This window comes from Xenorhabdus thuongxuanensis, from assembly GCF_001908095.1.
Taxonomy (GTDB): Bacteria; Pseudomonadota; Gammaproteobacteria; order Enterobacterales; family Enterobacteriaceae; genus Xenorhabdus; species Xenorhabdus thuongxuanensis.
This window is the reverse complement of the sequence record NZ_MKGR01000002.1, coordinates 88,789-114,228: the sequence shown is the minus strand read 5'-3', so window position 1 is coordinate 114,228 and position 25,440 is coordinate 88,789. Positions and strand designations below refer to the sequence as shown.

General features: G+C 43.0%; 18 protein-coding genes and 1 pseudogene. 5 read left to right on the top strand and 14 right to left on the bottom strand.

Annotation, left to right across the window (positions count from 1 at the left end; genetic code table 11):
* Position 1: 1 nt before the first annotated feature.
* The 4 genes from nuoC to hexA all read right to left on the bottom strand — a co-directional run bounded on the left by nuoC (position 2) and on the right by hexA (position 4,736).
* Complete coding sequence (nuoC, locus tag Xentx_RS01955) at positions 2-1,801, bottom strand: NADH-quinone oxidoreductase subunit C/D (RefSeq protein ID WP_208607524.1); 1,800 nt, start codon at positions 1,799-1,801, stop codon at positions 2-4.
* A gap of 75 nt (positions 1,802-1,876) precedes the next feature.
* Positions 1,877-2,551 (bottom strand): NuoB/complex I 20 kDa subunit family protein, encoded by a 675-nt coding sequence (locus tag Xentx_RS01950; RefSeq protein ID WP_047769419.1) that lies wholly within the window; start codon positions 2,549-2,551, stop codon positions 1,877-1,879.
* 15 nt (positions 2,552-2,566) lie between these two features.
* Complete coding sequence (locus Xentx_RS01945; protein WP_074018583.1) at positions 2,567-3,031, bottom strand: NADH-quinone oxidoreductase subunit A; 465 nt, start codon at positions 3,029-3,031, stop codon at positions 2,567-2,569.
* Between the two features lie 712 nt (positions 3,032-3,743).
* Entirely contained in the window at positions 3,744-4,736 is a 993-nt protein-coding gene (gene hexA / locus Xentx_RS01940) for a transcriptional regulator HexA (protein WP_074018582.1), read from the bottom strand.
* An 802-nt stretch (positions 4,737-5,538) separates the two neighbouring features.
* Between hexA and Xentx_RS01930 the strand changes: the two genes are divergently transcribed.
* Together Xentx_RS01930 and yfbR are read left to right on the top strand one after the other, a co-directional pair.
* Entirely contained in the window at positions 5,539-6,753 is a 1,215-nt protein-coding gene (locus Xentx_RS01930; protein WP_074018580.1) for a pyridoxal phosphate-dependent aminotransferase, read from the top strand.
* Between the two features lie 229 nt (positions 6,754-6,982).
* Complete coding sequence (gene yfbR, locus Xentx_RS01925) at positions 6,983-7,564, top strand: 5'-deoxynucleotidase (protein ID WP_074018579.1); 582 nt, start codon at positions 6,983-6,985, stop codon at positions 7,562-7,564.
* 115 nt (positions 7,565-7,679) lie between these two features.
* On the opposite strand, the gene Xentx_RS01920 is transcribed toward yfbR, so the two are convergent.
* The 3 genes from Xentx_RS01920 to yfbV form a co-directional block, all read right to left on the bottom strand.
* A complete protein-coding gene (locus tag Xentx_RS01920; protein WP_074018766.1) occupies positions 7,680-9,509 on the bottom strand; it encodes an SLC13 family permease in 1,830 nt (609 codons plus the stop codon).
* Positions 9,510-9,776: 267 nt separating this feature from the next.
* Positions 9,777-10,436 carry a sugar phosphatase gene (locus Xentx_RS01915; RefSeq protein WP_074018578.1) on the bottom strand — a complete coding sequence of 220 codons (660 nt, stop codon included), beginning with the start codon at positions 10,434-10,436 and terminating at the stop codon, positions 9,777-9,779.
* 77 nt (positions 10,437-10,513) lie between these two features.
* Positions 10,514-10,969: a terminus macrodomain insulation protein YfbV gene (gene yfbV, locus Xentx_RS01910; protein ID WP_074018577.1), complete on the bottom strand. Its 456-nt coding sequence runs from the start codon at positions 10,967-10,969 to the stop codon at positions 10,514-10,516.
* A 263-nt stretch (positions 10,970-11,232) separates the two neighbouring features.
* Between yfbV and ackA the strand changes: the two genes are divergently transcribed.
* Positions 11,233-12,435, top strand: a complete 1,203-nt coding sequence (gene ackA / locus Xentx_RS01905; RefSeq protein ID WP_074018576.1) for an acetate kinase — start codon at positions 11,233-11,235, stop codon at positions 12,433-12,435.
* A gap of 100 nt (positions 12,436-12,535) precedes the next feature.
* Entirely contained in the window at positions 12,536-14,680 is a 2,145-nt protein-coding gene (pta, locus tag Xentx_RS01900) for a phosphate acetyltransferase (RefSeq protein WP_074018575.1), read from the top strand.
* 64 nt (positions 14,681-14,744) lie between these two features.
* On the opposite strand, the gene Xentx_RS01895 is transcribed toward pta, so the two are convergent.
* The 7 genes and pseudogenes from Xentx_RS01895 to Xentx_RS01865 form a co-directional block, all read right to left on the bottom strand.
* Entirely contained in the window at positions 14,745-16,169 is a 1,425-nt protein-coding gene (locus Xentx_RS01895) for an amino acid permease (protein ID WP_074018574.1), read from the bottom strand.
* A 35-nt stretch (positions 16,170-16,204) separates the two neighbouring features.
* A complete protein-coding gene (astE, locus tag Xentx_RS01890) occupies positions 16,205-17,185 on the bottom strand; it encodes a succinylglutamate desuccinylase (RefSeq protein ID WP_074018573.1) in 981 nt (326 codons plus the stop codon).
* 12 nt (positions 17,186-17,197) lie between these two features.
* Entirely contained in the window at positions 17,198-18,541 is a 1,344-nt protein-coding gene (gene astB / locus Xentx_RS01885) for an N-succinylarginine dihydrolase (RefSeq protein WP_074018572.1), read from the bottom strand.
* 16 nt (positions 18,542-18,557) lie between these two features.
* Positions 18,558-20,039, bottom strand: coding sequence for a succinylglutamate-semialdehyde dehydrogenase (gene astD / locus Xentx_RS01880; protein ID WP_074018571.1), 1,482 nt, complete (start codon positions 20,037-20,039; stop codon positions 18,558-18,560).
* 74 nt (positions 20,040-20,113) lie between these two features.
* On the bottom strand, positions 20,114-21,142 hold the full coding sequence (gene astA / locus Xentx_RS01875) for an arginine N-succinyltransferase (RefSeq protein ID WP_244149809.1): 1,029 nt from the start codon (positions 21,140-21,142) through the stop codon (positions 20,114-20,116).
* 23 nt (positions 21,143-21,165) lie between these two features.
* Entirely contained in the window at positions 21,166-22,377 is a 1,212-nt protein-coding gene (locus tag Xentx_RS01870) for an aspartate aminotransferase family protein (protein ID WP_074018569.1), read from the bottom strand.
* Positions 22,378-22,886: 509 nt separating this feature from the next.
* Positions 22,887-23,018 (bottom strand): annotated as a pseudogene (locus tag Xentx_RS01865) (transposase); the annotation flags it as partial.
* 607 nt (positions 23,019-23,625) lie between these two features.
* Here Xentx_RS01865 and Xentx_RS01860 point away from each other — a divergent pair.
* Positions 23,626-25,260, top strand: coding sequence for a cyclic peptide export ABC transporter (locus tag Xentx_RS01860; RefSeq protein ID WP_074018568.1), 1,635 nt, complete (start codon positions 23,626-23,628; stop codon positions 25,258-25,260).
* The last annotated feature ends 180 nt before the right edge of the window (positions 25,261-25,440 follow it).

The following is a 25,440-nucleotide window of genomic DNA, read 5'->3' as shown; positions in this document are numbered from 1 at the left end:
GTTAGCGATCCACATCAGACATAACAAAATCGATACTGCCCAGATAGACGATAAGGTCAGAAACCAGACTGCCGCGGATCACCGATGGAATTTGCTGCAAGTGAGCAAAACTTGGTGTACGGATGCGGGTACGGTAGCTCATAGTGCTACCATCACTGGTCAGGTAATAACTGTTGATACCCTTAGTCGCTTCGATCATCTGGAATGATTCATTAGCAGGCATGACCGGCCCCCATGACACTTGCAGGAAGTGGTTGATCATGGTTTCGATGTGCTGCAAAGTCCGTTCCCTCGGTGGCGGCGTGGTCAGTGGATGATCCGCCTTGAATGGTCCTTCCGGCATATTTTTCAGGCACTGCTCAAGGATGCGCAGACTCTGACGGATTTCTTCCACTTTCAACATTACCCTGTCATAGCAATCACCGTTGTAGCCTGTTGGTACTTCAAAATCGAAATTTTCATAACCGGAATAAGGGCGCCATTTACGTACGTCAAAACTAATACCAGTGGCACGCAGCCCCGCACCAGTAACCCCCCAGTCCAAAGCTTGTTTAGCATTGTAGGCCGCTACCCCAACAGAACGCCCTTTCAGAACACTATTTTTCAGTGCTGCCTTGACATAGGAATCCAAACGTTTCGGCAGCCAGCCCAGCAATTCACGCAAAAGTTTGTCCCAACCACGCGGTAAATCATGGGCAACACCACCGATTCGGAACCATGCCGGATGCATACGAAATCCAGTAATCGCCTCGACGACGTCATAAACTTTCTGTCGGTCAGTAAAAGCAAAAAAGACGGGCGTCATCGCACCAACGTCTTGGATAAATGTACTGATATAAAGCAGATGACTATTAATGCGGAACAGTTCGGACAACATAACACGAATTGTTTTCACCCGATCGGGGACTTCAATGCCTGCCAGCTTTTCAACCGCCAGCACATAAGGCATTTCGTTAACACATCCCCCCAAATATTCGATGCGATCAGTATAAGGGATATAACTGTGCCATGACTGACGTTCCCCCATCTTTTCGGCCCCACGATGGTGATAGCCGATATCGGGAACACAATCGACGATTTCTTCACCATCAAGTTGCAAAATAATGCGGAACGCACCGTGAGCAGAAGGATGGTTTGGACCGAGGTTAAGGAACATGAAGTCCTCATTATCGGTGCCACGCTTCATGCCCCACTCTTCTGGTTTGAAAGTCAGCGCTTCCATTTCCAGATCTTCTTTCTGCTTAGTCAATACGAAAGGATCAAATTCCGTGGCACGCGCAGAATATTCCTTGCGCAACGGATGACCTTCCCATGTCGGTGGCATCAAGATACGACGCAAATTGGGATGACCGTTAAATGTAATGCCAAACATTTCCCACGTTTCACGCTCATACCAATTGGCATTTGGGAAAATCGATGTAGTCGTGGGGATATTTAGGTCTTGTTCAGTAAGCGCGACTTTCAGCATGATGTCACGGTTACGCTCAATGGAAAGGAGGTGATAAAACACCGAAAAATCCGCCGCCGGTAAACCTTCTCGATGAGAGCGCTGACGCTCATCAACACCATGCAAGTCAAACAGCATGACATAAGGTTTGGGCAATTTTTTCAGAAATGTTATTACTTTCAGTAACTGCTCCCGCTTAACCCAAACAACTGGCATACCGGTACGGGTCGGCTGGATGGTAAAGGCATCCGGGCCAAATTGACGGTTAAGCTCGCTGACAACAGGATCATCAAGATGATCGCGTGTTGTCCAAGCAGGCCGGGCGCTTTCTTGCGCTATCTGATCTGTCATCATTCTTCACCACAACGCTTGATCAGGGTTTCTGTGATCGCAACACATTGCTCTGGTTACGCTATATGGCTAAAAGCCTTAAATTTCATCTGGAGTACGCAGATTTTTCACCGCAATACGTTCACCGCGTTTTCTTTCTCTTTCTGATTGCATATTGGCGCGGTAAACCCCCTGATCGCCAACCACCCATGACAGTGGGCGTCGTTCTTTACCTATGGACTCCTGCAACAGCAGCAGTGCCTGCATATAGGCTTCTGGGCGAGGAGGACAGCCAGGAATATAAACATCGACAGGGATAAACTTATCAACCCCTTGGACTACGGAGTAAATATCGTACATACCTCCAGAGTTTGCACAGGCTCCCATTGAAATGACCCACTTCGGTTCCAGCAATTGGTCGTACAGGCGTTGAATGACGGGCGCCATTTTGACGAAACAGGTTCCAGAAATCACCATGAAGTCAGCCTGACGGGGAGATGCTCGCAATACTTCTGCACCAAAACGCGCAACATCGTGAACAGCGGTAAATGACGTCACCATTTCCACGTAGCAGCAGGAAAGCCCGAAGTTATAGGGCCACAGGGAATTTTTCCTCCCCCAATTCACCATATTATGCAGAGCATGTTCCAATTTCCCCATATAGACACTTCGGTGAACATGTTGCTCCAAGGGGTCGCTGACAGTTTCCTGTTTTTGCAGGGGATAACGGTCATTCTCACCGTTCGGATCTATGCGGGTGAGCGTATAATCCATCTTTATGCCTCGCTATTACTGCATGTGACTGTTGTTGGTATGATTGCCAGTAGTGTTGATATAAGTATCCGCACTCGGTTTACTGACCTGACGTTTTGAACGTGCTGGTGTCCAATCCAACGCCCCAATGCGCGCCAGATAAACCAAACCTGCCAATAACACCAAAATGAAAATGCTTGCTTCGGCAAAGCCTAGCCAACCGCTCTCTTTGATTGAGACGGCCCATGCATATAAGTAAAGGACTTCAATGTCGAAGATAACAAAGAACATGGCAACCAGATAAAACTTCGCCGACAGACGTAAACGTGCACTGCCGACAGAATCGATACCTGATTCATAAGGTATGTGTTTTGCTCTGGCTTTCGCCCTGCCCCCCATGAAGTACCCACCCAGTAACATGAATGCGCACAAACCAAGAGCACCTATTAGAAAAACCGCAAATGCCCAGTGATGGGCTAAAATTCCAGTGGATGTAGACATACTCGTTGCTTACTCATCAAAAGCGGTGTCAAAGTGTCTGCTCTTTTTGCCGGCAGTGTTGCACCACATCGATTCATGGGAAGGGATAATAACCAAATCTGAAACAACGCTAATCAATGCATCTTATAGCTTGAATCATCTTGGTTTTTATTCCTCTCAACAAAATTTGCCATAACGGCAAAACCACTTGCGTATTTATTTACAAACCACAAACCATTAATTAACGGATTGTGCTAATATACCGCTAAAACGTGTCAGTCGTACAAAGAAACATCTTCCCGACATAACTAGTCTAACCGATAACTCGACTTTACTACATCATTATCGCAGGAAAAACCTGTCTTTCCACTGTACCGCTTGGGGTATTTTTATGATCAAGTGCACAATTTCATTGAAAAACATTCAACACTTGAATGAAATTCATTCAACCCTTAATAAATTGTTTCTAAAAAGGACTATTAAAGTGTAATAAGCAAGCTATTCCTGAAAACGGTTTTATTTTATCAAGTTAGAAAAATGAAATTTGTTAACAAAACAACATTATTTTAACTAAAATTCGAAAGACATAGGAAAATTAGTGGGGTATATTTCTTATTAGAAATATCAGAAATGGAAATGAAAACTTGGGAGGATTATTATTAATAAGTAATTAACAACAGGCTAATACCTCCATAAATAAAATGGAAATATTAGCCTATAAAACACATAATACTTATTCGTCTATATTTTCAACGGAATTTCCATCAACTGTTTCAGTTGATTTGATGGGTTCAATAGTGTCGATAGATTCATCCATCTCATCGGATTCATCAGATTCAACAGCTGTTATAGTATAAGGTGTTTTCTTATTTTCTATTGCATCAAAAACAGTCAGAACAGATTCATTCTGTTCGTTACTATTACGATATAAGAAGAATTGGATTTCCGGCAGACGTGGTAATCCTTCAATTTCACCTAAAATTCTCAGGTCCGCATTCTGCATTTCCAGAGGGCGAGCAGTAATACCGACTTCTGCATTCACAGCCGCGCGAACAGCGGACAAGGAAGCAGCTTCATAGGCAATACGCCATGAAATGCCTGACATATCCAGCGTTTCCTGAGCGATCTGGCGGAAAGGGTTGGTTTCATCCATCACTACCAACGGTACAGGTTCATTCGTCTGCAGTTGGAAATCTGGTGCACAGTGCCATAAAACAGGCGAAGAACGTAAGATCGTTTTAGGATGGTGGTTGATTTTTGCTGTGGTTAATGCCAAATCAATTTCATGGTTATCCAACATGTTTTCGATAAACTGAGCGCGCTTAATGCGTACATCAACAGCTACACGTGGATAGACAGAGGCAATACGGTTTAATAAGAAAGGAAGTAGTGTATCAACAGCGTCATCTGATACGCCTATTCTCAATTCACCGTCTGCATCATTGTAGGTTAATGATGCTGTTGCATCGTCATTGGCACGCAGAATTTGGCGTGCGTAACCAAGAAGTTGAAGCCCATGTTCGGTCAGAAGCTTATTGCGGCCGTGACGAGCAAACAACTCTCTCCCCACGAGATGTTCCAACCGCTGCATTTGCTGACTCACAGCTGACTGCGTTCTAGAAACAGCTGCCGCTGCTGCTGCAAAAGTATTTAAGTCAGCAACAGCAACAAAAGTTCTTAGCAGATCGAGATCGAGGTTTATTATCTGACGATTTGCATTTATCATTGTATATTCATCACTTTTTTTTGATTTTAATTACTAACTAACCTGGTGTTTTTACTTCAGCAGTATCAAATAAAATAATACCGATTGTGACATTACTCTACTCTATTAAATAGGGCAAAGGTTTACTGATTTTTTTTACTATTTAGATCATCATGGGTTTTATTTTCTCCTTTCTTAACAAAATTTATGCAATCCCAAAATAAGTTGGAGATAAAATCCTATTTACATCACATAATCACCAATTTCCAGTACAAATATTCTTTTTCTGACTTGCTTCAAAGAATAACCTAATCTGAATTAGGAACACTTAACATTATCAGATAGTATTAGCATTTTTAATAAATTAACATCTTCATTGAATAGGCTTGAAAATGTTATGGATAAAAACTCAAAAAAATTGTCGAAGTATCATGTGAAAAAACCTAAATTAACTTTAGGTCGATAAAGATAAATTATAAGAATACATTATACAAATCTTCTTACTTTTATTGACAATTTGAAGATCCTTAAACAAACGACATTTGAACTAAAAAACCTCGTCAAAATGCCCTCTCTTGTCTCTCTTACCAACTAGAAACCAGCCATTATGCAAAATTTAAATCCAATCTAACACATATTTATGAAACAAAACACCAATAAAAAACAATAATTCAGAGAGCAAACTTGTTCATTTATTCTTAAAACAACCATTTTAACCAAAGATATCAAAGCCTCTTCAAAATACAGACTGAGAAGAGTACATTGATCATTACACTTTTTATGCCAGGTAATATCCATTTTGCCAAAGAGGTCAAGGCACCCTATGTTTTCCATTAATAAATCCAGTAAATTAGATAATGTCTGCTATGACATTCGAGGGAATACCCTCAAAGAAGCTAAACGACTCGAAGAAGAAGGTAATAAGGTACTGAAATTAAACATTGGTAATCCGGCGCCATTCGGATTTGAAGCACCAGATGAAATTTTAGTCGATGTTATCCGCAATCTGCCAACAGCCCAGGGTTACTCGGATTCAAAAGGGTTGTATTCAGCGCGTAAGGCAATCATGCAGCATTACCAAGCAAGAAATATGCTGGATGTTACCGTTGAAGATATTTTTATTGGTAATGGTGTTTCTGAACTTATTGTCCAATCCATGCAGGCTCTGTTGAATACTGGGGACGAAATGTTGGTTCCTGCGCCTGATTATCCTCTTTGGACTGCGGCAGTATCACTTTCCAGTGGTCATGCTGTCCACTATCTATGCGATGAGCAACAAGGCTGGTTTCCTGACTTAGATGACATACGCCGTAAAATTACCCCACGTACCCGTGGTATCGTTATTATTAACCCAAATAACCCAACCGGAGCGGTATATAGCAAAGAATTGTTGCTGGAAATAGTAGAAATCGCCCGCCAACATAATTTGATTATCTTTGCTGACGAGATTTATGACAAGATCCTGTACGATGATGCCCAGCACCACTCCATCGCAGCATTAGCGCCTGATCTCTTTACTGTTACTTTTAATGGTCTGTCCAAAACCTATCGTGTTGCCGGTTTCCGTCAAGGCTGGATGGTACTGAATGGCCCTAAAAAGCAGGCCAAGGATTATATTGAAGGATTAGAAATGCTGGCATCAATGCGCCTTTGTGCCAATGTGCCAATGCAGCACGCAATCCAAACAGCATTGGGTGGTTATCAAAGCATCAGTGAATTTATTTTTCCAGGTGGCAGACTCTATGAACAGCGCAACCGTGCATGGGAACTAATTAACCAAATCCCTGGAATTTCCTGTGTGAAACCCATGGGTGCTCTATATATGTTCCCGAAAATAGACACCAAACGTTTCAATATTTATGATGACCAAAAAATGGTACTAGATCTCTTGCTACAAGAAAAAGTTTTACTCGTTCAGGGCACCGCATTTAACTGGCCAGATCCAGACCATTTCCGTATTGTCACACTGCCACATGTCACTGACTTGCAAATGGCAATTGAAAAATTTGCCCGTTTTATCGGTAACTATCGCCAATAACCATAATCTTCTTCATTAAAGCCAATCCCATTAAATATTAATAGATTAATGGGATGGCTCGTCTCTGAGATAAATAGTTATTTCTTTACTTACCGCTATTTTTTCCATAATTGAATTTTCCAGGAATGAATATTTCCGTCATTTTTCAAGTTATAGATACTCCGCTCACAATTAATCATATTATTCCGCTACAATTTCGCTACAAGTTACTCGGCTACAAGAGGAAATTATGAGTCATTTTTTCGCCCAATTATCCCGCCTAAAATTAATTAGCCGTTGGCCTCTTATGCGAAATGTGCGTACAGAAAATGTTTCAGAGCACAGTTTACAGGTTGCTTTTGTCGCACACGCTTTGGCAATAATCAAAAACCGTAAATTCAACGGCAATGTCAATCCTGAACGGATCGCCCTGTTAGCAATGTATCACGATGCCAGCGAAGTCATCACCGGTGATTTGCCAACACCAATTAAGTACTACAATCCCCAAATTGCCCATGAATATAAGAAAATAGAAAAAATAGCCCAACAAAAATTATTGGATATGTTGCCGATTGAATTACAGGATGATTTTCGCCCCATTTTGGATGTGCATCACCATAGTGAAGAAGAAATCTATATTATCAAGCAAGCTGATGCATTATGCGCTTACTTGAAATGCCTGGAGGAACTCTCAGCAGGTAATACTGAGTTCAATCAAGCCAAAAAACGATTGGATAAGACACTGGCAGAACGTCGCAGTGAAGAAATGGATTATTTTATGGATGTGTTTGTACCAAGTTTCAGCCTCTCCCTTGATGAAATCAGCTTATAGATCATTATCCCCCCAATCATTTAGAGTTACAATAATTGCTCATGGAATTATTCAGTAATATTAAACTATAATCATAACGCAGCTCCCTGCCATGCGGAGCTGCCCAATAAAAATATTAGAATGGAAAAAGTATTGGGATAATCGCGACGCTAATTCCCATCACAATTAACGTAAAAGGCACACCAAGTTTCACGAAATCGGCAAATCGATACCCACCTGGCCCCAATATCAATGTATTAACGGGAGATGAAACTGGTGTCATAAATGCTGCCGAAGCCGCCACACCAATAATCATCGCAAAGGGCAGTGGAGAAACAGCCATCTCATTCGCTGCCGCAATCGCAATCGGAGCCATTAACACTGCCGTCGCGGTGTTAGAAATAAACAACCCTATAATGGCGCAAAGTACAAACAGGCAAACCAACATCACCCGTGGTCCCATATTACCTGCGATATCCATCAATCCCCGGACAATGAGATCAATTCCTCCCGTCTTCTGCAATGCCAAAGCAAAAGGCATCATGCCAACAATCAAGATAATGCTCGGCCAGTGAATAGAACGGTAAGCACTTTCCATATCAATACAGCGGAATTTTCCCATTAGCAGGCAGGCAATTAACGCGGCAATAAAATTCGGGATTTCATTGGTCAGCATCATAGCAACCATCAGGGCAAGACAGAATAAGGCATGAGGTGCCTGAGAGGCCGCAGGAGCCGCACTTTCCACCTCAATAGGCAGATTTAGCACAATAAAATCAGGGGTTTTTGTTTTTAACGCGTGGATCAATTTCCAATCGCCAATCAACAGCAGTGTATCACCAAGCAACAAAGGTTCATCCACTAACTTCCCTTCTAACGCTTTTCCCCCACGACGGATCCCTATTACATTAAGACCATAACGTGTACGAAATTTCATATCACGCAATGATTGCCCCAGTAGTTCGGATTCAGGGAGCACTGAAACCTCAGCCATACCAACATGACGAGAATGCTCGGAAAAATACTCCCCACGCAATACCATCGGTTCTAGCTGTTGCTCACGACAGAATTCCCGCAAATCAACATCACTATCCGACATATCTACCAGTAAGACATCCTGCCCTTGCAATTCCATATCCCCAGTGGCAGCAACCATCACTCGACGGAATTTACGCCAACGTTCAATACCAATAACATTGGCACCATAACAGGCACGCAGCCCTAATTCATCCAATGTATGTCCAACCAATGGTGAACCTTGACGGATAGTAAAACGACGAGCACGACCAGACAATTTATAGTCACGTATCAAATCACGAAATGTCCGATGATAACGCTTGTCCTCTGTTTGGTGGTTTGCTCCCCCTAGCCAACGACGAGCGACTAACATGTAAACCAAGCCAGCCATCAACACTAATATGCCGATTGGTGTAATGGAGAAGAAATCAAAACCCCGCAGACCTTCACGCACCAGCTCACTATTGACGATCATATTAGGTGGCGTTGCCACCAGGGTCATCATGCCACTAATCAAACCGGCAAATCCTAATGGCATCATCAATCGTCCCGGAGAGGTTTTCATTCTGGCGGCCACACTCAGGACAACAGGAATAAATATTGCCACAACGCCCGTAGAACTCATGAACGCTCCCAATCCGGCAACTGATACCATTAACCAAACTAACATCTTGGTTTCACTGTTACCTGCGACACGAACCAGCCAGTCTCCCATCTGATAAGCAACCCCAGTTCTCACCAGCCCTTCGCCAATGACAAATAGGGCAGCAATCAACAATACATTGGGATCACTAAAACCGACAGTGGCTTCACTTAACGTCAGTGTGCCACTCAAGACAAATGTGATGATCAGTAATAAAGCCACAACATCCATTCTGACTTTATTGGTGGTGAAAAGCACAATGGCTATCAATAGCAGGGTTAATACCCACAACAGTTCGCTACTCAATTTGGCCTCTATCAACGATACCTTGCAAATATAACTATCCGCATAACCAATCTGCTAATTGGCAGATTGGTTATATATCAAAAGACTACATATCAAAAGATTACAGGTACAAACGTTAACAAAGTAAGTAGACCATGTTTCTCAGAGAAAATCCCTCGTTCTGATCAAGGAACCTCCTGATTTATGGTGTCTTAAGTCGCTACTTTTTTGGCTATTTTGTTTTTGACTACATTGGTTTTGACTACAATGTTGGCTGAGATACAAAACTTATTGGGTATAGATCGATACATAACTACCAGATTTGACAATCTCAATATCTTCCAGATTATTAATCGTCAAATGAATTTCATCGCGACGTGGAATATCCGGCGAATCGTGGACAACAACAACCTGACAACCCGCATCCAGTCCGGCATTAATTCCCGCAGCAGCATCTTCAAACACGACACACTCTTCTGGCAAGAGTCCCAGTTTTTTCGCTCCCAACAAATAAGGCTCAGGGTTTGGTTTTCCATTTGTAACAGACTCTGCCGTCACCCAATGAGCAGGTTCCGGTAACTCCGCCACTTTATGACGCGCAGAAGCAAGCGGAACCGTTCCCGATGTCACAATGGCCCACGGAATATCTAGTGCATTCAACTTATCAATCAGAGCGATAGCACCAGGCAAAGCGGTAATACCTTCCGTATCTTCTGTTTCAATTTTTTCAATCCATTTGAAAGTGTTAGTGATCTCTTCTTCACTCGCATCGGGCATAAAATGTCGTAGTGACAATATCGCCGGTGTACCATGAACATAGTTCAGTACTTCATCTCTATTGATACCCATCTTATCGGCAAACTGAATCCATGCTCGCTCAACCGCAGGCAATGAATCAATCAGAGTACCATCCAAATCGAATAAAAAACCTCTACATTTCAGAACCAAACCCAACTCCTTCAAACATCACTATTTGTTAATAATCATGTGGTAATAAAATATTTATTCCACACGGCGCCTGGAGATTAAATATCATCAAGAAAAGAGTTGTCCAATTGCTTAAAAGCCCGTTTAAGCAATTCAGCCAGTGAAAAATAGGTCGGAGTACTTTCTACTGGTGCCATTGCAATGCCTGCCTGGGTAAATTTTTCCCGAATTTCATAAAACCAATGCAGTAATCTCTCCGGTAATGGTGTCGCGGCACGTTTTCCTAACCACCATAATCCCTGCAACGGCAAACTACAGGCAAACAAGGCCGTTGCCACCGATGGCCCCAATTGCCCACCCAAAGCGATTTGCCATGTCAAAGTAAAAATTGCCAACGGCGGCATAAACCGAATACCAAAACGAGTTGCCTTAATCACACGATTTTCAGGAAAAACAGGCGCAAGCTGTTTTTCCAATGGCCAAGTTTTCAAATATTGCTGTCCTAATTTCATGCGCTTGAACCAACCCTGGCTAACAGGCGGTGTCGTGTTCATCATGACCTCAATCAATTAAAGGTATAGTTTTTAAAAAATTCCTACAAAAAATAAAATCTTTTTTGTAGTATTAATACTATTAAGTATATTTTGTCTTTATTGCTAGCAAACGGTATCCTACACAGACTTTTATGTTGTTGCAGTAGCAAAACAGGAATTTTGCCCTTTTTCGCAACAATTGGGTTCGGTTTGTTAATAAATTGTTTTATTTTTAACATTGTTCTTATTTAAGATTAGATCACAACAAGATAATAGGTATTTCCATGTCAAGTAAGCTGGTACTGGTTCTTAATTGCGGTAGCTCCTCCCTGAAATTCGCTATCATCGATCCTGCCAATGGTGAAGAATATCTTTCTGGTTTAGCAGAGTGCTTTGGCCTGCCTGAAGCCCGTATTAAATGGAAAATGGATGGCGCGAAAAACGAAGCTGCTTTAGGTGCCGGCGCAGCACACAGCGAAGCACTGAACTTCATTGTTAATACTATCCTGGCTGAAAAGTCAGAACTTTCCGCCCAAATCTCAGCCATCGGTCACCGTATTGTTCATGGTGGTGAGAAGTTCACTTCTTCCGTGGTGATCACTGATGAAGTTATCGCAGGCATTGAAGCGGCTATTCCATTCGCACCACTGCACAACCCCGCTCACCTGATCGGTATTGCTGAAGCGAAAAAAGCGTTCCCTCACCTGGTTGAGAAAAATATTGCCGTATTTGATACCGCATTCCACCAGACTATGCCAGAAGAAGCATACCTATACGCACTGCCTTACAACCTGTACAAAGAGCATGGTATCCGTCGTTATGGTGCACATGGCACCAGCCATTTCTATGTTTCCCGTGAAGCAGCTAAGATGCTGAACAAACCCGTTGAAGAACTGAATGTCATCACCTGCCACTTAGGTAATGGTGGTTCTGTTTCTGCCATTGTTAACGGTCAGTGTGTTGATACTTCCATGGGCCTCACCCCATTGGAGGGTCTGGTCATGGGAACCCGCAGTGGTGATATCGATCCCGCTATCGTATTCCATCTGCACGATGCAATGGGCATGAGCATTGCTCAGATCAACACCTTGCTGACCAAAGAGTCTGGTTTCTTAGGCCTGACTGAAGTCACCAGCGATTGCCGTTATGTAGAAGACAACTACGAAACCAAAGCTGATGCTAAACGTGCTATGGATGTTTACTGCCACCGTCTGGCTAAATATATCGGCGCATACAGCACGCTGATGGAAGGCCGTCTGGACGCAATTATCTTCACTGGTGGCATCGGTGAAAACTCTGCACTGGTTCGTGAACTGACCATGAAGAAAGTTGCTCTGCTGGGCTTCGAATATGATCACGAGCGTAACCTTGCCGCTCGTTTCGGCAAATCTGGCGTTATCACTACAGATAACAGCCGTCCTGCCCTGGTTATTCCAACCAATGAAGAATTGGTTATTGCTCAGGATTCAGCACGTCTGACCGCGTAATCAGATGATTTTAGAACCGCCAGTAATGCTGGCGGTTTTCACGAATATATCGCACTGAGTCACATTTATTGACTGACGAGCAACCGTTAAAGAGGTTTCCGTGTCCCGTACAATTATGTTAATCCCTACTGACACTAGCGTTGGTTTAACCAGTGTCAGCCTGGGTGTTATTCGCTCCATGGAGCAAAAAGGCGTTCGTCTGAGCGTTTTCAAACCTATCGCACAACCACGTCACACTGGTTTTCAGGATCAAACCACTTCTATTATCCGTTCACATTCCAGCATCCATGCTGCTGAACCTCTGGATATGGCGTACGTGGAATCACTGCTGACCACTAACAAAAAAGACGTGTTAATGGAAGAGATCGTGGCACGTTACCACGAAAACGCCAAAGATGCGGAAGTGATTCTGCTCGAAGGTTTGGTGCCGACTCGCAAACATCCATTTGCCCAATCCCTGAACTATGAAATCGCCAAGACACTGAACGCTGAAATCGTGTTCGTAACTGCTCTGGGTACTAACACCCCAGAACAACTGAAAGAACGAATTGAACTGAGCCGTGCTGAATACGGTGGCAGCAAGAACCAAAACATTATCGGTGTTATCGTCAATAAACTGAATGCACCGGTTGATGACCAAGGCCGTACTCGCCCAGATTTATCCGAGATCTTTGACGAATCAACCAAAGCGACGATTACCAACGTCGATCCAAAAACCATCTTCAAAAACAGCCCATTACCCATTCTTGGTTGCATCCCGTGGAGTTTTGACCTGATCGCTACTCGTGCGATTGATATGGCTAAGCACCTGAAAGCGGACATCATCAATGAAGGAGCTATCGAAAGCCGTCGCATCAAGTCTGTGACTTTCTGTGCTCGCAGTATTCCTAACATGCTGGAATACTTCCGTCCGGGTTCTCTGCTGGTGACTTCTGCTGACCGTCCTGACGTCCTGATCACTGCCTGTCTGGCCGCCATGAACGGTATTGAAATTGGTGCCGTATTGCTGACCGGTGGTTACTCAATTGATGATTCTATCCGTGAACTGTGCGAACGTGCATTCAATACTGGCCTGCCCGTTTTCACTGTGAAAACCAATACATGGCAGACTTCCCTGAACCTGCAAAGTTTCAGCCTGGAAGTTCCAGCCGATGACCACGAGCGCATCGAAAAAGTACAAAACTACGTTGCACAACATATCAGCAGCGAGTGGATCGATTCTCTGGCTGCCGCATCAGAGCGTCCAAATCTCCTGTCCCCACCGGCATTCCGCTATCAGTTAACCGAACTGGCTCGTCAAGCTGGCAAGCGTATCGTTCTGCCAGAAGGCGACGAACCACGTACCGTCAAAGCAGCGGCTATCTGTGCTGAACGCGGCATTGCAGAATGTATCCTGCTGGGAGATCCAGAAGAGATCCGTCGTGTAGCTGCGGCTCAAGGCGTTGAACTGGGTGCAGGTATTGAAATCATTAACCCAGTGTCAGCACGTGAACGTTATGTGCCACGTCTGGTTGAACTGCGCAAGAACAAAGGCATGACCGAAGTTGTTGCCCGCGAACAACTGGAAGACAACGTCGTTCTGGGCACCATGATGCTGGAACAAGGCGAAGTTGACGGCCTGGTTTCTGGTGCAGTACACACCACAGCGAACACGATTCGCCCGCCATTGCAGTTAATTAAAACTGCACCAAATAGCTCTCTGGTTTCTTCTGTCTTCTTTATGTTGCTGCCAGAGCAAGTGCTGGTTTACGGTGACTGTGCGATCAACCCAGATCCAACCGCAGAACAACTGTCCGAAATCGCGATCCAATCTGCGGATTCTGCGAAAGCATTTGGTATTGAGCCTCGTGTTGCGATGATCTCTTACTCCACTGGTAACTCTGGTGCAGGCAGCGATGTTGAAAAAGTGCGTGAAGCAACCCGTTTGGCACAGGAAAAACGCCCAGACCTGATCATCGATGGCCCATTGCAGTACGATGCAGCTATCATGGCAGATGTTGCGAAATCCAAGGCACCAAACTCACCAGTTGCAGGCCAGGCAACCGTGTTCATTTTCCCAGATCTGAACACGGGTAATACCACTTACAAAGCAGTACAACGTTCAGCGGATCTGGTTTCCATCGGGCCAATGCTGCAAGGTATGCGCAAACCAGTTAACGATTTGTCCCGTGGCGCACTGGTTGATGATATCGTTTATACCGTTGCACTAACTGCAATTCAGGCAACTCAGCAAGAAAACGCTTAATTTTCTAGCTGCATAAAGATGAAATAGCCCTATGCTGCTAGCGTGGGGCTATTTTTTATAACGACTAATTTACCATTTCATCCTGCATACCCTGCTGTTCGCGATTTTTCCGCATACGCCACAAAATTTCCAATATCACAAACCACACAGGCGTACCATATAGCGCAATACGGGTGTCATAATCAAACACCATGATCACCACCGTAAAGACAAAAAATATCAAGGTACACCATGTCATGGGGATACCCATTGGCATTTTATAGATAGATTTTTTATGCAAGTCAGGACGTTTCTTGCGATAAGCCAGGTAAGCAATCAGTATCATACACCAGCTATAAATAACCATGATGGCTGCCACGGTCGTAACAATAGTAAATAATTTCATGACATTGGGGATAATAAATAGCAAGAATACGCCACTTGCCATACAAAGCACTGAAAATATCAAGCTAAAAATGGGAATAGCACTGTTGATTGAAAGTTGCCCAAATTTGCTGTGCGCCAGCTTTTCCGTAGATAAACCATAAAGCATACGGGTACAGGCATATAATCCACTGTTGGCCGAGGACATAGCCGAAGTCAGGGCAACAAAATTGATCACCGCAGCCGCTGCCGGCAATCCTGCCAATGCAAACAGCGTCACAAAGGGGCTAATTTCTGGTGAAATCTGCGGCCATGACGTAACAGCGATGATGCACATCATGGAAAGCACGTAAAAGATAATGATCCTGATCGGAATATTGTTGATAGCTTTTGGTAAAATTTTCTCTGGCTCTTTGGTTTCAGCAGTCACTGTACCAACCAGCTCAATGCCAGTAAAAGAGAAAATGGCAATCTGAAAACCTGCCAGAAATCCAAATACGCCATTGGGCAGGAATACTTCGGGCTCCGTCAAATGACTTACAGAAGCTGTCACGCCATTGGGAGAAGTCCAGCCTACAAAAACCATGCCACTGCCAACGACAATCAAAGCAACTATCGCTACCACCTTAATCATGGCAAACCAGAATTCCGCTTCACCAAACAGCCTTACTGAGAAGAAATTACACAGGCACATCAAGCCCAAAATAAATAACGCCGTTAACCAAAGCCAACTGTCTGGAAACCAATACTGGATATAGCCACCACATACCACAACATCTGCGATGCAACTGACGATCCAGCTCATCCAATAAGTCCATCCCAAAAAATAGCTTGCCTTATCCCCAAGATAATCTGCGACAAAGTCAGCAAACGTTCTATAGTCCAATTTAGTGAGCAACAGTTCGCCCATTGCTCTCATTACCATAAAAGCAAAAAAGCCAATCAAAAGATAAGTTAGGATAATTGAAGTCCCTGATACTGCGATAGTTTTCCCTGCTCCCATAAACAATCCTGTACCAATAGCACCACCAATTGCGATCAATTGAACATGGCGCTTACCCAATCCACGGTGAAGTTTCTGCTCACCGGCGGATTGTTCCACAGGTGTTTTTAATGATCTTGTCATCAATAACCTCTACGGCTTGCTGTTTTATGAATTGATTAGGTTAATTTCTCTAACAACAATCCTGCGCGTAACCCAATAGCAACATGGGCATTAGGAAACAGGATAAAATTTGCAGGAGGCTCGATTTTCCAGAATTGATTTTTCTGGCGGGCGATTTCAAAATCTTCCGGTAATTCAGTAAAGTTTTTCGTATCTTCTGGAATATTGAGCTGAAAACTATCATGTTGTTTGATAATTGCATCAACCACACGATAACGTTTAAGCACCGGTTTAGCTCGTTTGCCTGAAGACAAACCGGCGATCAAATCCTGCAACGCTATGGTAATATTGCTGAATCTTGCCAGATCGTTTTGTCCAAAAGGCAGTGCCTTACCGATTTCTAACGTGCAGCTATCCATATTGAAATGTTCGCTGGTAAAGTTACTGAACGTTCCCCCTACTGTGTTATGAAATACCAAGGCATCAAGATCGCTATCTTCCAACCATTGTAAAAAATCCTCAGCATATTCACGTGCCTGGTATGGCAATAGCGCGAACTGTTCATGGCAGGAACCTCGGATTGCAGTGTGAAGATCAAGGTGCCGATGTTTCGTTGATACCATCACCGCCGGTTCATTAAAAAACTGACGGATAACAGACTCCAATTCCATAGCACGGTTCGATTCACTCCCCAACGGGAAATTTTGATAGCGACCACCAAACATTCGGTTGAGATCACTATCAATATATCGCTGCCCAGCTTGCATGGCGGGTAAGTTGCCAAATATCAGCAAAAGGTTATGTTGCAATGGCAACTTTCCCTGTGCCAGTTGTGACAATAACTGGATAAGTATTTCCACAGGCGCCGTTTCATTGCCATGAATTCCGGCAGAAATAATTAACGTATCGGCGGTTTTTGATGATCTTTGCGGTAATAACTGTAATACGCCTTCTGCCAACCATGATGACTGAATAGCTGACGGAAAAAACAAGTTATTTTCGATTTTGTTTTCAAGCAATAAAGTCAGTAAATCCATTTCATCTCCTGATTAATTCTGAAACTCATAAATCGAACCCAACTTGAGGATCTGCGTCAGTTCATCAAGGGCAGAATAGACTTCCCTTAATAGTTGTGGATCAGCAAGATCAGCCGCATATAAGGAATCCCGATAATGACGCTCAACCCATGACGTCAGGCGTTGATACAGTTCTGGTGTCATCAAGGTCGCTGGATTTACCGCGGCTAACTCTTGTTCGTTCAAAACAACCCTGAGTCGCAAACAAGCCGGCCCTCCACCATTGCGCATACTTTCCCGTAAGTCAAAAAAGTGGAGCTTATTGATGGGGGAATTTCCTTTCGCAATCAACGTTTGCAAATAAGCTGAGACATTGTGATTTTGACGGCACTCTTCCGGTAAAATCAGCATCATGTTGCCATCCGGCTGGCTCAATAACTGGCTGTTAAACAAGTAAGACTCGACCGCATCCTGAATAGTGACTTGCTCCATAGGCACTTCAATTGCCACCAAGGCGTGTCCAAGCCGAGCCATTTTTTCTCTCAACTCAGCCAATACTGACTGCTGATTTAAGAAAGCCTGCTGATGATAGAAAAGAACATTACGGTTACTAACTGCGATAACATCGTTATGAAACACACCACTATCAATGGCAACGGGATTTTGTTGGGCAAATACAGTCCTGGACCCTTCAAGCTGATGTAGACGAGCAATTGCCTGACTAGCTTCCAATGTTTGCCGGGCGGGATAGCGCTTAGGTGTAATTCCTTCCTGCAATACCTTGCGACCATAGACAAATAACTGTACGCCGGCTTCATCATATTCGCCGCAAAAACGATTATGGTTTGCCGCACCTTCATCTCCCCAATCCGCATGTTGTGGCAGAGGATCATGATGAACAAAATAGTTTTGATCAGGAAAAGTCGCTCTCAGGGCCCGTGAAGTCGTGGGGCTTTCCAGTGAACGATGCAGCTTGTTATTTAAATTAGCCACCGTGAAATGGACACATTGATCCACACTATCTGCTGAAGGGGAAACCGTTGCCGCATTTGCTGTCCACATAGAAGAGGCAGAACTGAGGTTAGACAGTAACAACGGAGAATATTGTGCAGCTTTATTTAATACTTGTTCGTCACTGCCGGTAAACCCTAGTTGGCGCAATGCAGGCAGGTTAGGACGCTGTTGCGGGGGTAAAACCCCCTGTATTAACCCCATATCAGATAACGCCTTCATTTTCATCAATCCCTGAAGTGCGGCTTTGCGAGGATTAGATTCTTTACCCTGATGATTTATGGAAGCCTCATTACCTATTGATAGCCCGGCATAATGGTGAGTCATTCCCACCAAACCATCAAAATTTGCTTCAACTCCTGACATAATTACCTCTGCCATCCTATTGATTGATGAAAAAATTAAGCCCTGGTGCCGGTGTTTCAGGCAAAACTAAATTTTCAGCCGTCAGGGAAGCCATCGGCCAGGCGCAATAATCCGCTGCATAATAAGCGCTGGGGCGATGATTACCGGATGCCCCAATACCACCAAACGGTGCCTTACTGGATGCGCCTGTCAGCGGTTTATTCCAATTCACGATCCCTGCTCTCGCCCCTTGCAGTAGCCTCTCAAACAAGCTGGCGTCAGGAGAGATTAACCCAGTTGCCAGCCCAAATCGGGTATCATTTGCCATTGAGATGGCTTCATCGAAAGTGGTATAGCGCTTCACTGTTAACAGGGGGCCAAAAAATTCTTCATCAGGAATATCTTTGACATTGGTTAGATCAATGATGCCAGGTGCCATAAACGTCGAGTTCGGATCAGGCTGGGTTAAGGTGAGCAAAGATCTTCCCCCTAAAGCCAATAACTTAGTTTGGGCTTCCAGCAAACTTTCCGCTGCCGCTAAAGAGATTACCCCGCCGATAAAAGGCTGAGGATCAGCATTCCAATGGCCTGGCACAATCTGGCCTACGGCATCAACTAACCGCTGGATTAACGCATCTCCCTTATCTCCCTGCTTCACTAGCAATCTGCGAGCACAAGTACAGCGCTGCCCTGCGGAAATAAATGCCGACTGGACAATGGTATAAACCGCAGCTTCAATGTCATCATAATCGTCCACAATCAGCGCATTGTTGCCTCCCATCTCAAGAGCCAGCATTTTTTCTGGCTGACCTGCCAATATACGATGGAAGTGGAACCCTGTTGCCGCACTGCCTGTAAACAGCACACCATCAATTTCGCGATTATTCAGCAAAGTACCGCCAGTTTCTTTACCCCCTTGAACCAAATTCAGCACACCTACAGGCAATCCCGCCTTAATCCACAACTCCACCGTTTTCTCCGCCGTCATTGGCGTCAATTCACTGGGCTTGAACACCAATGTGTTACCGGCAATTAGCGCAGGGACAATATGCCCATTCGGTAAATGCCCCGGAAAATTATAGGGACCGAAAACAGCTATCACTCCATGAGGACGATGCTGTAATATCGCTTTCCCATCTGGCATAGATGTTTCGGAATACCCCGTTCGCTGTTCCCATGCTTCAATCGAAATGGCGATCTTACCTATCATAGATTGGACTTCTGTCCGTGTTTCCCACAAAGGCTTACTGGTTTCCTCACTGATCACTTGCGCAATCTTTTCTTTTTCCTGAGCCAGCAAATCAGCAAATGTCTGAATAATTGCAATCCGTTTTTCAACCGCCAATCCAGACCATGCAGGAAACGCTTTGCGGGCGAATTGGCAGGCTTCATCTACCTGATGGGCAGACGCGCCGTATGCCTGCCATAAAACCCGCTGATCTACAGGAGAGTATTTAACGACAGGCAGACCTTGCCCTGCTATCCACTCACCGCCAATGTAATTTGCTTGATGATTCATTACGAAATTCCTCAATTGCAACAGCTCTAAATGACAAAGCCTTTAATTGTGAAAACAGCTAATTGTGAAAACAGCTAAGAGAAAAGAGAAACGAAGCGTACCAGATCGCCATCATCCACATGCAACACCTCCATTTCTGCGGAGGTAAGCAGTAATTCATCGCTATCCAGCGGCTCAGAAACAGGCAGAAGGAGTGCTTTAAACGCCTGAAAATTCAGGTTCGAGACAATGCATTGTACGCCGCCCTGTGATCGGGAAACCTGGTCGTTTCTTTTCACATGCACAAGCCGGCTGGCTTTGATTGTACGTACATTGTCAATCTCAGCATCCAAGATGGCGCCCGCATCAAAAATATCGACCGCATCGTGATAAGCAAATCCCTCTTTTTCCAAAATAGCGCGAGCGGGCAGCGTATTTTCATGTACCTGACCAATGGTCTGGCGTGCTTCTTCTGGCAACAAAGGCACATAAATCGGATGAAATGGCATCAACTCTGCAATAAACGTTTTGGAGCCAATGCCGGTCAGATAGTCAGCTTCAGCAAAGGGAACATTGAAGAAATGTTTCCCAAGGGCATCCCAAAATGGCGATTCACCCTGTTGATTCACCACGCCACGCATTTCCGCAAAAATGCATTTCGGGAAGAGATGTCTGAATGCAGCAATAAACAGAAAGCGGCTTCTGGAAAGAAAAACACCATTGCCTCCCCCGTGATAATCGGGATCAAGGAACAACGTACACAACTCACTGCATCCGGTATAATCCTGCCCAACAATCAGCGTTTCAAATGTGTTATAGACGCCCAATTCGCGGGAAGCTCGCACTGATCGATGTATGCGAAAATTGTAGAAAGGTTCCTCCAGCCCAACAGCAACTTCCAGCGCACTAACACCAACAACACGATGCTTTTCCGTGTCTTCCAAGGTAAATAAAAATCCTTGTTGTGCTCGTCCCTTTGCATCGTTGAAAGAATCAATACTGCGTGAAATCCGTGCCATCAGATATTCCTGATTATTGGGTAATGTCGTCAGGCCAATTCCTGCACGGGACGAAAGATTGAGGATATCCTCTAAATCTTCATATTGAACGGATCTAAATAGCATCATGATATCACCTCAAATCGGCTTTATTCCTGAACAAATCGCCTGAGGGCGCTTTCAAGGCGGCTGAAACCGTCATTGATATCCTGCTGTTCGATATTTAACGCAGGAGCAAAACGCAACACATTGGGGCCGGCTATCAAAGCAATCAGTCCCTCTTCCGCAGCAATATTGGTCAAGTTTTTCGCCTTGCCCTGATATTTTTCAACCAACTCTGCTCCCAACAATAACCCTTTGCCGCGCAACTCACTAAATACCTGATAACGCTGATTAAGCTCAGACATCTGTCGCATAAATTCATGGTGACGCTCTTGCACCCCTGCAAGAAACTCCGATTGGTTCACCAACTCAACAACTTTGTTAGCAACGGCTGCCGCCAACGGGTTGCCGCCAAATGTTGTGCCGTGTGACCCCGGCTGGAAAGCCTCTGCGATATGTTGCCTGACCAACATAGCGCCAATTGGGAATCCACCACCAAGCCCTTTGGCACTGGTCAAGATATCCGGCGCTACACCAACTTCCTCGTAGGCATATAAATATCCAGTGCGACCAATACCCGTTTGGATTTCGTCAAAAATCAATAACGCTTGATATTGATCACATAACTCCCGTAATACTTTTAAAAATGCCGGTTCGGCAGGGATCACTCCCCCTTCGCCAATGATCGGCTCAACAATCACAGCGCAGGTTTTTTCTGATATACGAGCCTTGATAGCGTCGATATCGTTAAATGGCAGGTGAGTAATTTGCTGCGGTAGTGGAGCAAAATCTTGAGAATATTTAGGTTGCCCTCCGACAGTCACAGTAAATAATGTTCTGCCGTGGAAGGAGTTCTCAAATGAAATAATCTCGTTCTTATGATTCCCATATTTATCCAAAGCATATTTTCTGGCAATTTTTAATGCGGCTTCATTCGCTTCTGCTCCGGAATTGCAGAAAAAAACCTTATCTGCAAATGTATTTTCAACCAGAGATTTCGCCAGTTTTAAAACAGGTTCATTTGTATAACCATTACCAATATGCCACATATTCTCCATTTGAAAATTTAATGCATTCTTTAATTCATCATTGGCATGACCCAGTGAATTCACAGCAACTCCACCAGCAAAATCAACATATTCCTTACCATTCTGATCCCAGACACGCGAGCCTTTGGCAACGATTGGGATAAAATTTGCAGGTGAAAAACAGGGAACCATATACTGGTCAAACCAATTTCTTTGAATCGTGTTCAACATTTGTTTTTCCTCAAATGATTAAGGTATAAAAATAATTTTATATATTATTAAAGTTAACCTTTAATGATTGGTTTTATTTAAGATATCAATTCATTGTTTCTATAAGTTCTCAATGAATTATTACAAAATTCTTTTTGATCATGAATTGACCTCATAATTCCTTTGATATTTAACAAAGTCAACACAACGTAATCACAATTGATTTACTTTATGATGTTTTTCACAATTTATAAAAATGTATTTTTTTTCAGTTTATGCATCATTTATGCATAAAAAAATAAATAAAAAGAGGTATGGAATTGAAGGTAGTGGAAAGGGAGTATTATTGTTTAATAATTATTCAAAACAATGGTTATAAGTTATATCAATAAGCTAAAAAATGTATTTGCAATTAGTGATTTTTACTCTATTAAACAATATTATCATTTAAAATCAATTAATTAAAAATTATCATACCCGTTTTTAATGAATGATTGAGGTGACTTTGGCCGATGAGTTTATCTAATCATTGGGAGCATGTCCCACTGGCAACCGCTCTTGAGTATATACAGCAATGCGCAAAACACCTCATACACATCGACTTTCCGAGGGCGTGTGCGTTTTCGGCTGCTGAAAGACAAGGAGGTGATTCCCTGAAAGATTTATCGACTGATATCACTAATGTAGGCTTTTCTCATCCCAAATAGGATAAATGAAATGTTGAAGCGAGATTTATGAAATATAGAATTAAATCTTCATCTAATAGCCAATAACATTGACATACATTGCTACCAATCCTGAAAAAAAACCATCCCCCAATAGCTGAATTAACCTATTAAGTGCAATCGGCGGGATATTAAAAGGTGTGAGTCAACTGTGATACATTTCATAGCTCTCACACCCGAAATCATGGCCTGATATGCATAAACAAACCAGACAGTACCGACAGTTGACGTCAGCGCAAAGATATCAGCCTCAAGCCCTGTATAACAAGGGAGTTGCAATTATTGTGTTAATCCAACGATCCGCTTTTATCTGTTAATAGCAGTGCCATTCCTCCTCCTTGTCATCATTCAAATAATTCATTTATGTAATAATCTAGGGTTACAATTCATATTGAGAATAATCTTTATCACAATTATATTTATTAATATTGCCATGCCATAAATCACACTTGCAGTTTTATAAGAAAAAAATAACCATAGTGGATTGAGCAAGCAGATATATGAATTTTCATATTAATTATAACCTTCGACAATGGCTTTTTTTATGACTCTAATAGCTTATTTATATCGTCAATCTTGGGTATTACTGTTGGTATCGACAATAAGCGCATTAATTAGTGGGTTTGCCGGTGCTTCGATAGTCGGGATGATCAGTCAAGGAGTAACAGAAGAGATTAACCTGATTACATTTCTTTGGAGCTTTTTTGGAATCTGTTTTATTTTTTTTATTACTAAAACCGTATCAGAAATTACACTATCGCATTTAGCCCAATCCACGGTTTTTTCATTACGTCTAAGTTTAAGTAATAAAATTTTGCGGGCACCACTCAAAAAACTGCATAAACTTGGGCGGCACGGTTTATTGGCGGTTTTAACCAAAGACGTCGATGTTTTTGTACACTCCTTTATGTTGGCCCCCTCTGTTTTTGGTAATATCACCCTAATCATAGCCTGTTTTGGTTATTTAGCCTGGATGTCCTGGCAACTGTTTCTCATTTTAGCGGCACTTAGCCTTATCGGAATGTATGTGTTTTATCTGTGGGAAAAATACCCATTACAATTAATGACAGATATGCGTGATCAAATAGATAAAATATACCTTAATTTCCAAAGCCTGATTGATGGTAGTAAAGAGCTGCAACTCAATAAACAAAAAGGTAATCTTTTCATTAATAAAGTGATAGCTCCTGCCGCCAAAGTATTCCAGGAGATCTGTATTAAAGCGAACTCCAGCTATGCTTGGGTTATTAATGCCAGTTCTGTTACATTTTATGTCATGATTGGTATCATTATTTTTGTTGTCCCGATTTGGCTTCCCCAAGAACCATCAACATTGGTTACTGTATCGCTGCTTGTTCTCTTCTTATCAGGCCCAATCAGTGAAGTTATTGGAGCAATTCCAGAACTGAGAGAGGCGGAAGTTTCATTGAATAAAATGCGTCGTCTTGACAACCAACTGGAAGAAGCCCTATCGATACAAGTTGAAGGCACGAACCCATTTAACCAGCAACAATCAATCGAGATTGAACTGAAAGATGTTGTCCACCATTACACAACAGATAAAGAAGATCGCCAATTTGTACTCGGCCCATTAAGTTTGAAAATATCGCAAGGCGAAATTGTTTTTATTGTCGGTGGGAATGGCAGTGGGAAAACAACCCTCGCCATGTTGCTTGTTGGCCTATTTGAGCAAGAATCCGGCACTATCTCACTGAATGGTGTGCAAGTAACACCAGCAAATAATGAACATTATCGTCAACATTTTGCGGCGGTTTTTTCTGATTACCATTTATTTGAGCAGTTACTCAATAGCGATGCAAATGTCACTGAAAAAGCAACACATTATATTGAAGCCTTAAACATGGCACACAAAGTTAAAATCGTTGATAGCGGATTTTCCACCACAAATCTTTCCGCAGGTCAACGGAAACGATTGGCTTTGGTTTCAGCTTACTTGGAAGACCGTCCTATTTATCTGTTTGATGAATGGGCAGCCGACCAAGATCCCGTGTTTAAACGCTTATTCTATACTGAGTTGCTGCCGGAATTAAAAGCCAGAGGTAAAACTGTCCTGGTTATTAGTCATGACGATGCTTACTTTAATATAGCAGACCGAATTATCAAATTAGAAGATGGTCATATTAAAGAAGTCGATTATAAAGACCATTATATTCAATAAAATGAAATAACTCTTATAGCAAAGAGCCTAATAAAACAGGCTCTTATTTCACTTTATACACCTAATAAAACTTGAGCAACAAAGTGAACACAAAATCACCAAAAACAATAAAATTTATCACGTAATACCTATAATAAAATTAGACACATTAGAAAAACATTATTATAAATGTGGAATTAA

What these genes read in the sequence shown, in the direction of transcription:
- nuoC (WP_208607524.1), bottom strand. Translation starts at nt 1,801, where the DNA reads ATGATGACAGATCAGATAGCGCAAGAAAGCGCCCGGCCTGCTTGGACA.
- Xentx_RS01950 (WP_047769419.1), bottom strand. Translation starts at nt 2,551, where the DNA reads ATGGATTATACGCTCACCCGCATAGATCCGAACGGTGAGAATGACCGT.
- Xentx_RS01945 (WP_074018583.1), bottom strand. Translation starts at nt 3,031, where the DNA reads ATGTCTACATCCACTGGAATTTTAGCCCATCACTGGGCATTTGCGGTT.
- hexA (WP_074018582.1), bottom strand. Translation starts at nt 4,736, where the DNA reads ATGATAAATGCAAATCGTCAGATAATAAACCTCGATCTCGATCTGCTA.
- Xentx_RS01930 (WP_074018580.1), top strand. Translation starts at nt 5,539, where the DNA reads ATGTTTTCCATTAATAAATCCAGTAAATTAGATAATGTCTGCTATGAC.
- yfbR (WP_074018579.1), top strand. Translation starts at nt 6,983, where the DNA reads ATGAGTCATTTTTTCGCCCAATTATCCCGCCTAAAATTAATTAGCCGT.
- yfbV (WP_074018577.1), bottom strand. Translation starts at nt 10,969, where the DNA reads ATGAACACGACACCGCCTGTTAGCCAGGGTTGGTTCAAGCGCATGAAA.
- ackA (WP_074018576.1), top strand. Translation starts at nt 11,233, where the DNA reads ATGTCAAGTAAGCTGGTACTGGTTCTTAATTGCGGTAGCTCCTCCCTG.
- Xentx_RS01895 (WP_074018574.1), bottom strand. Translation starts at nt 16,169, where the DNA reads ATGACAAGATCATTAAAAACACCTGTGGAACAATCCGCCGGTGAGCAG.
- astE (WP_074018573.1), bottom strand. Translation starts at nt 17,185, where the DNA reads ATGGATTTACTGACTTTATTGCTTGAAAACAAAATCGAAAATAACTTG.
- astB (WP_074018572.1), bottom strand. Translation starts at nt 18,541, where the DNA reads ATGTCAGGAGTTGAAGCAAATTTTGATGGTTTGGTGGGAATGACTCAC.
- astD (WP_074018571.1), bottom strand. Translation starts at nt 20,039, where the DNA reads ATGAATCATCAAGCAAATTACATTGGCGGTGAGTGGATAGCAGGGCAA.
- astA (WP_244149809.1), bottom strand. Translation starts at nt 21,142, where the DNA reads ATGCTATTTAGATCCGTTCAATATGAAGATTTAGAGGATATCCTCAAT.
- Xentx_RS01870 (WP_074018569.1), bottom strand. Translation starts at nt 22,377, where the DNA reads ATGTTGAACACGATTCAAAGAAATTGGTTTGACCAGTATATGGTTCCC.
- Xentx_RS01860 (WP_074018568.1), top strand. Translation starts at nt 23,626, where the DNA reads ATGACTCTAATAGCTTATTTATATCGTCAATCTTGGGTATTACTGTTG.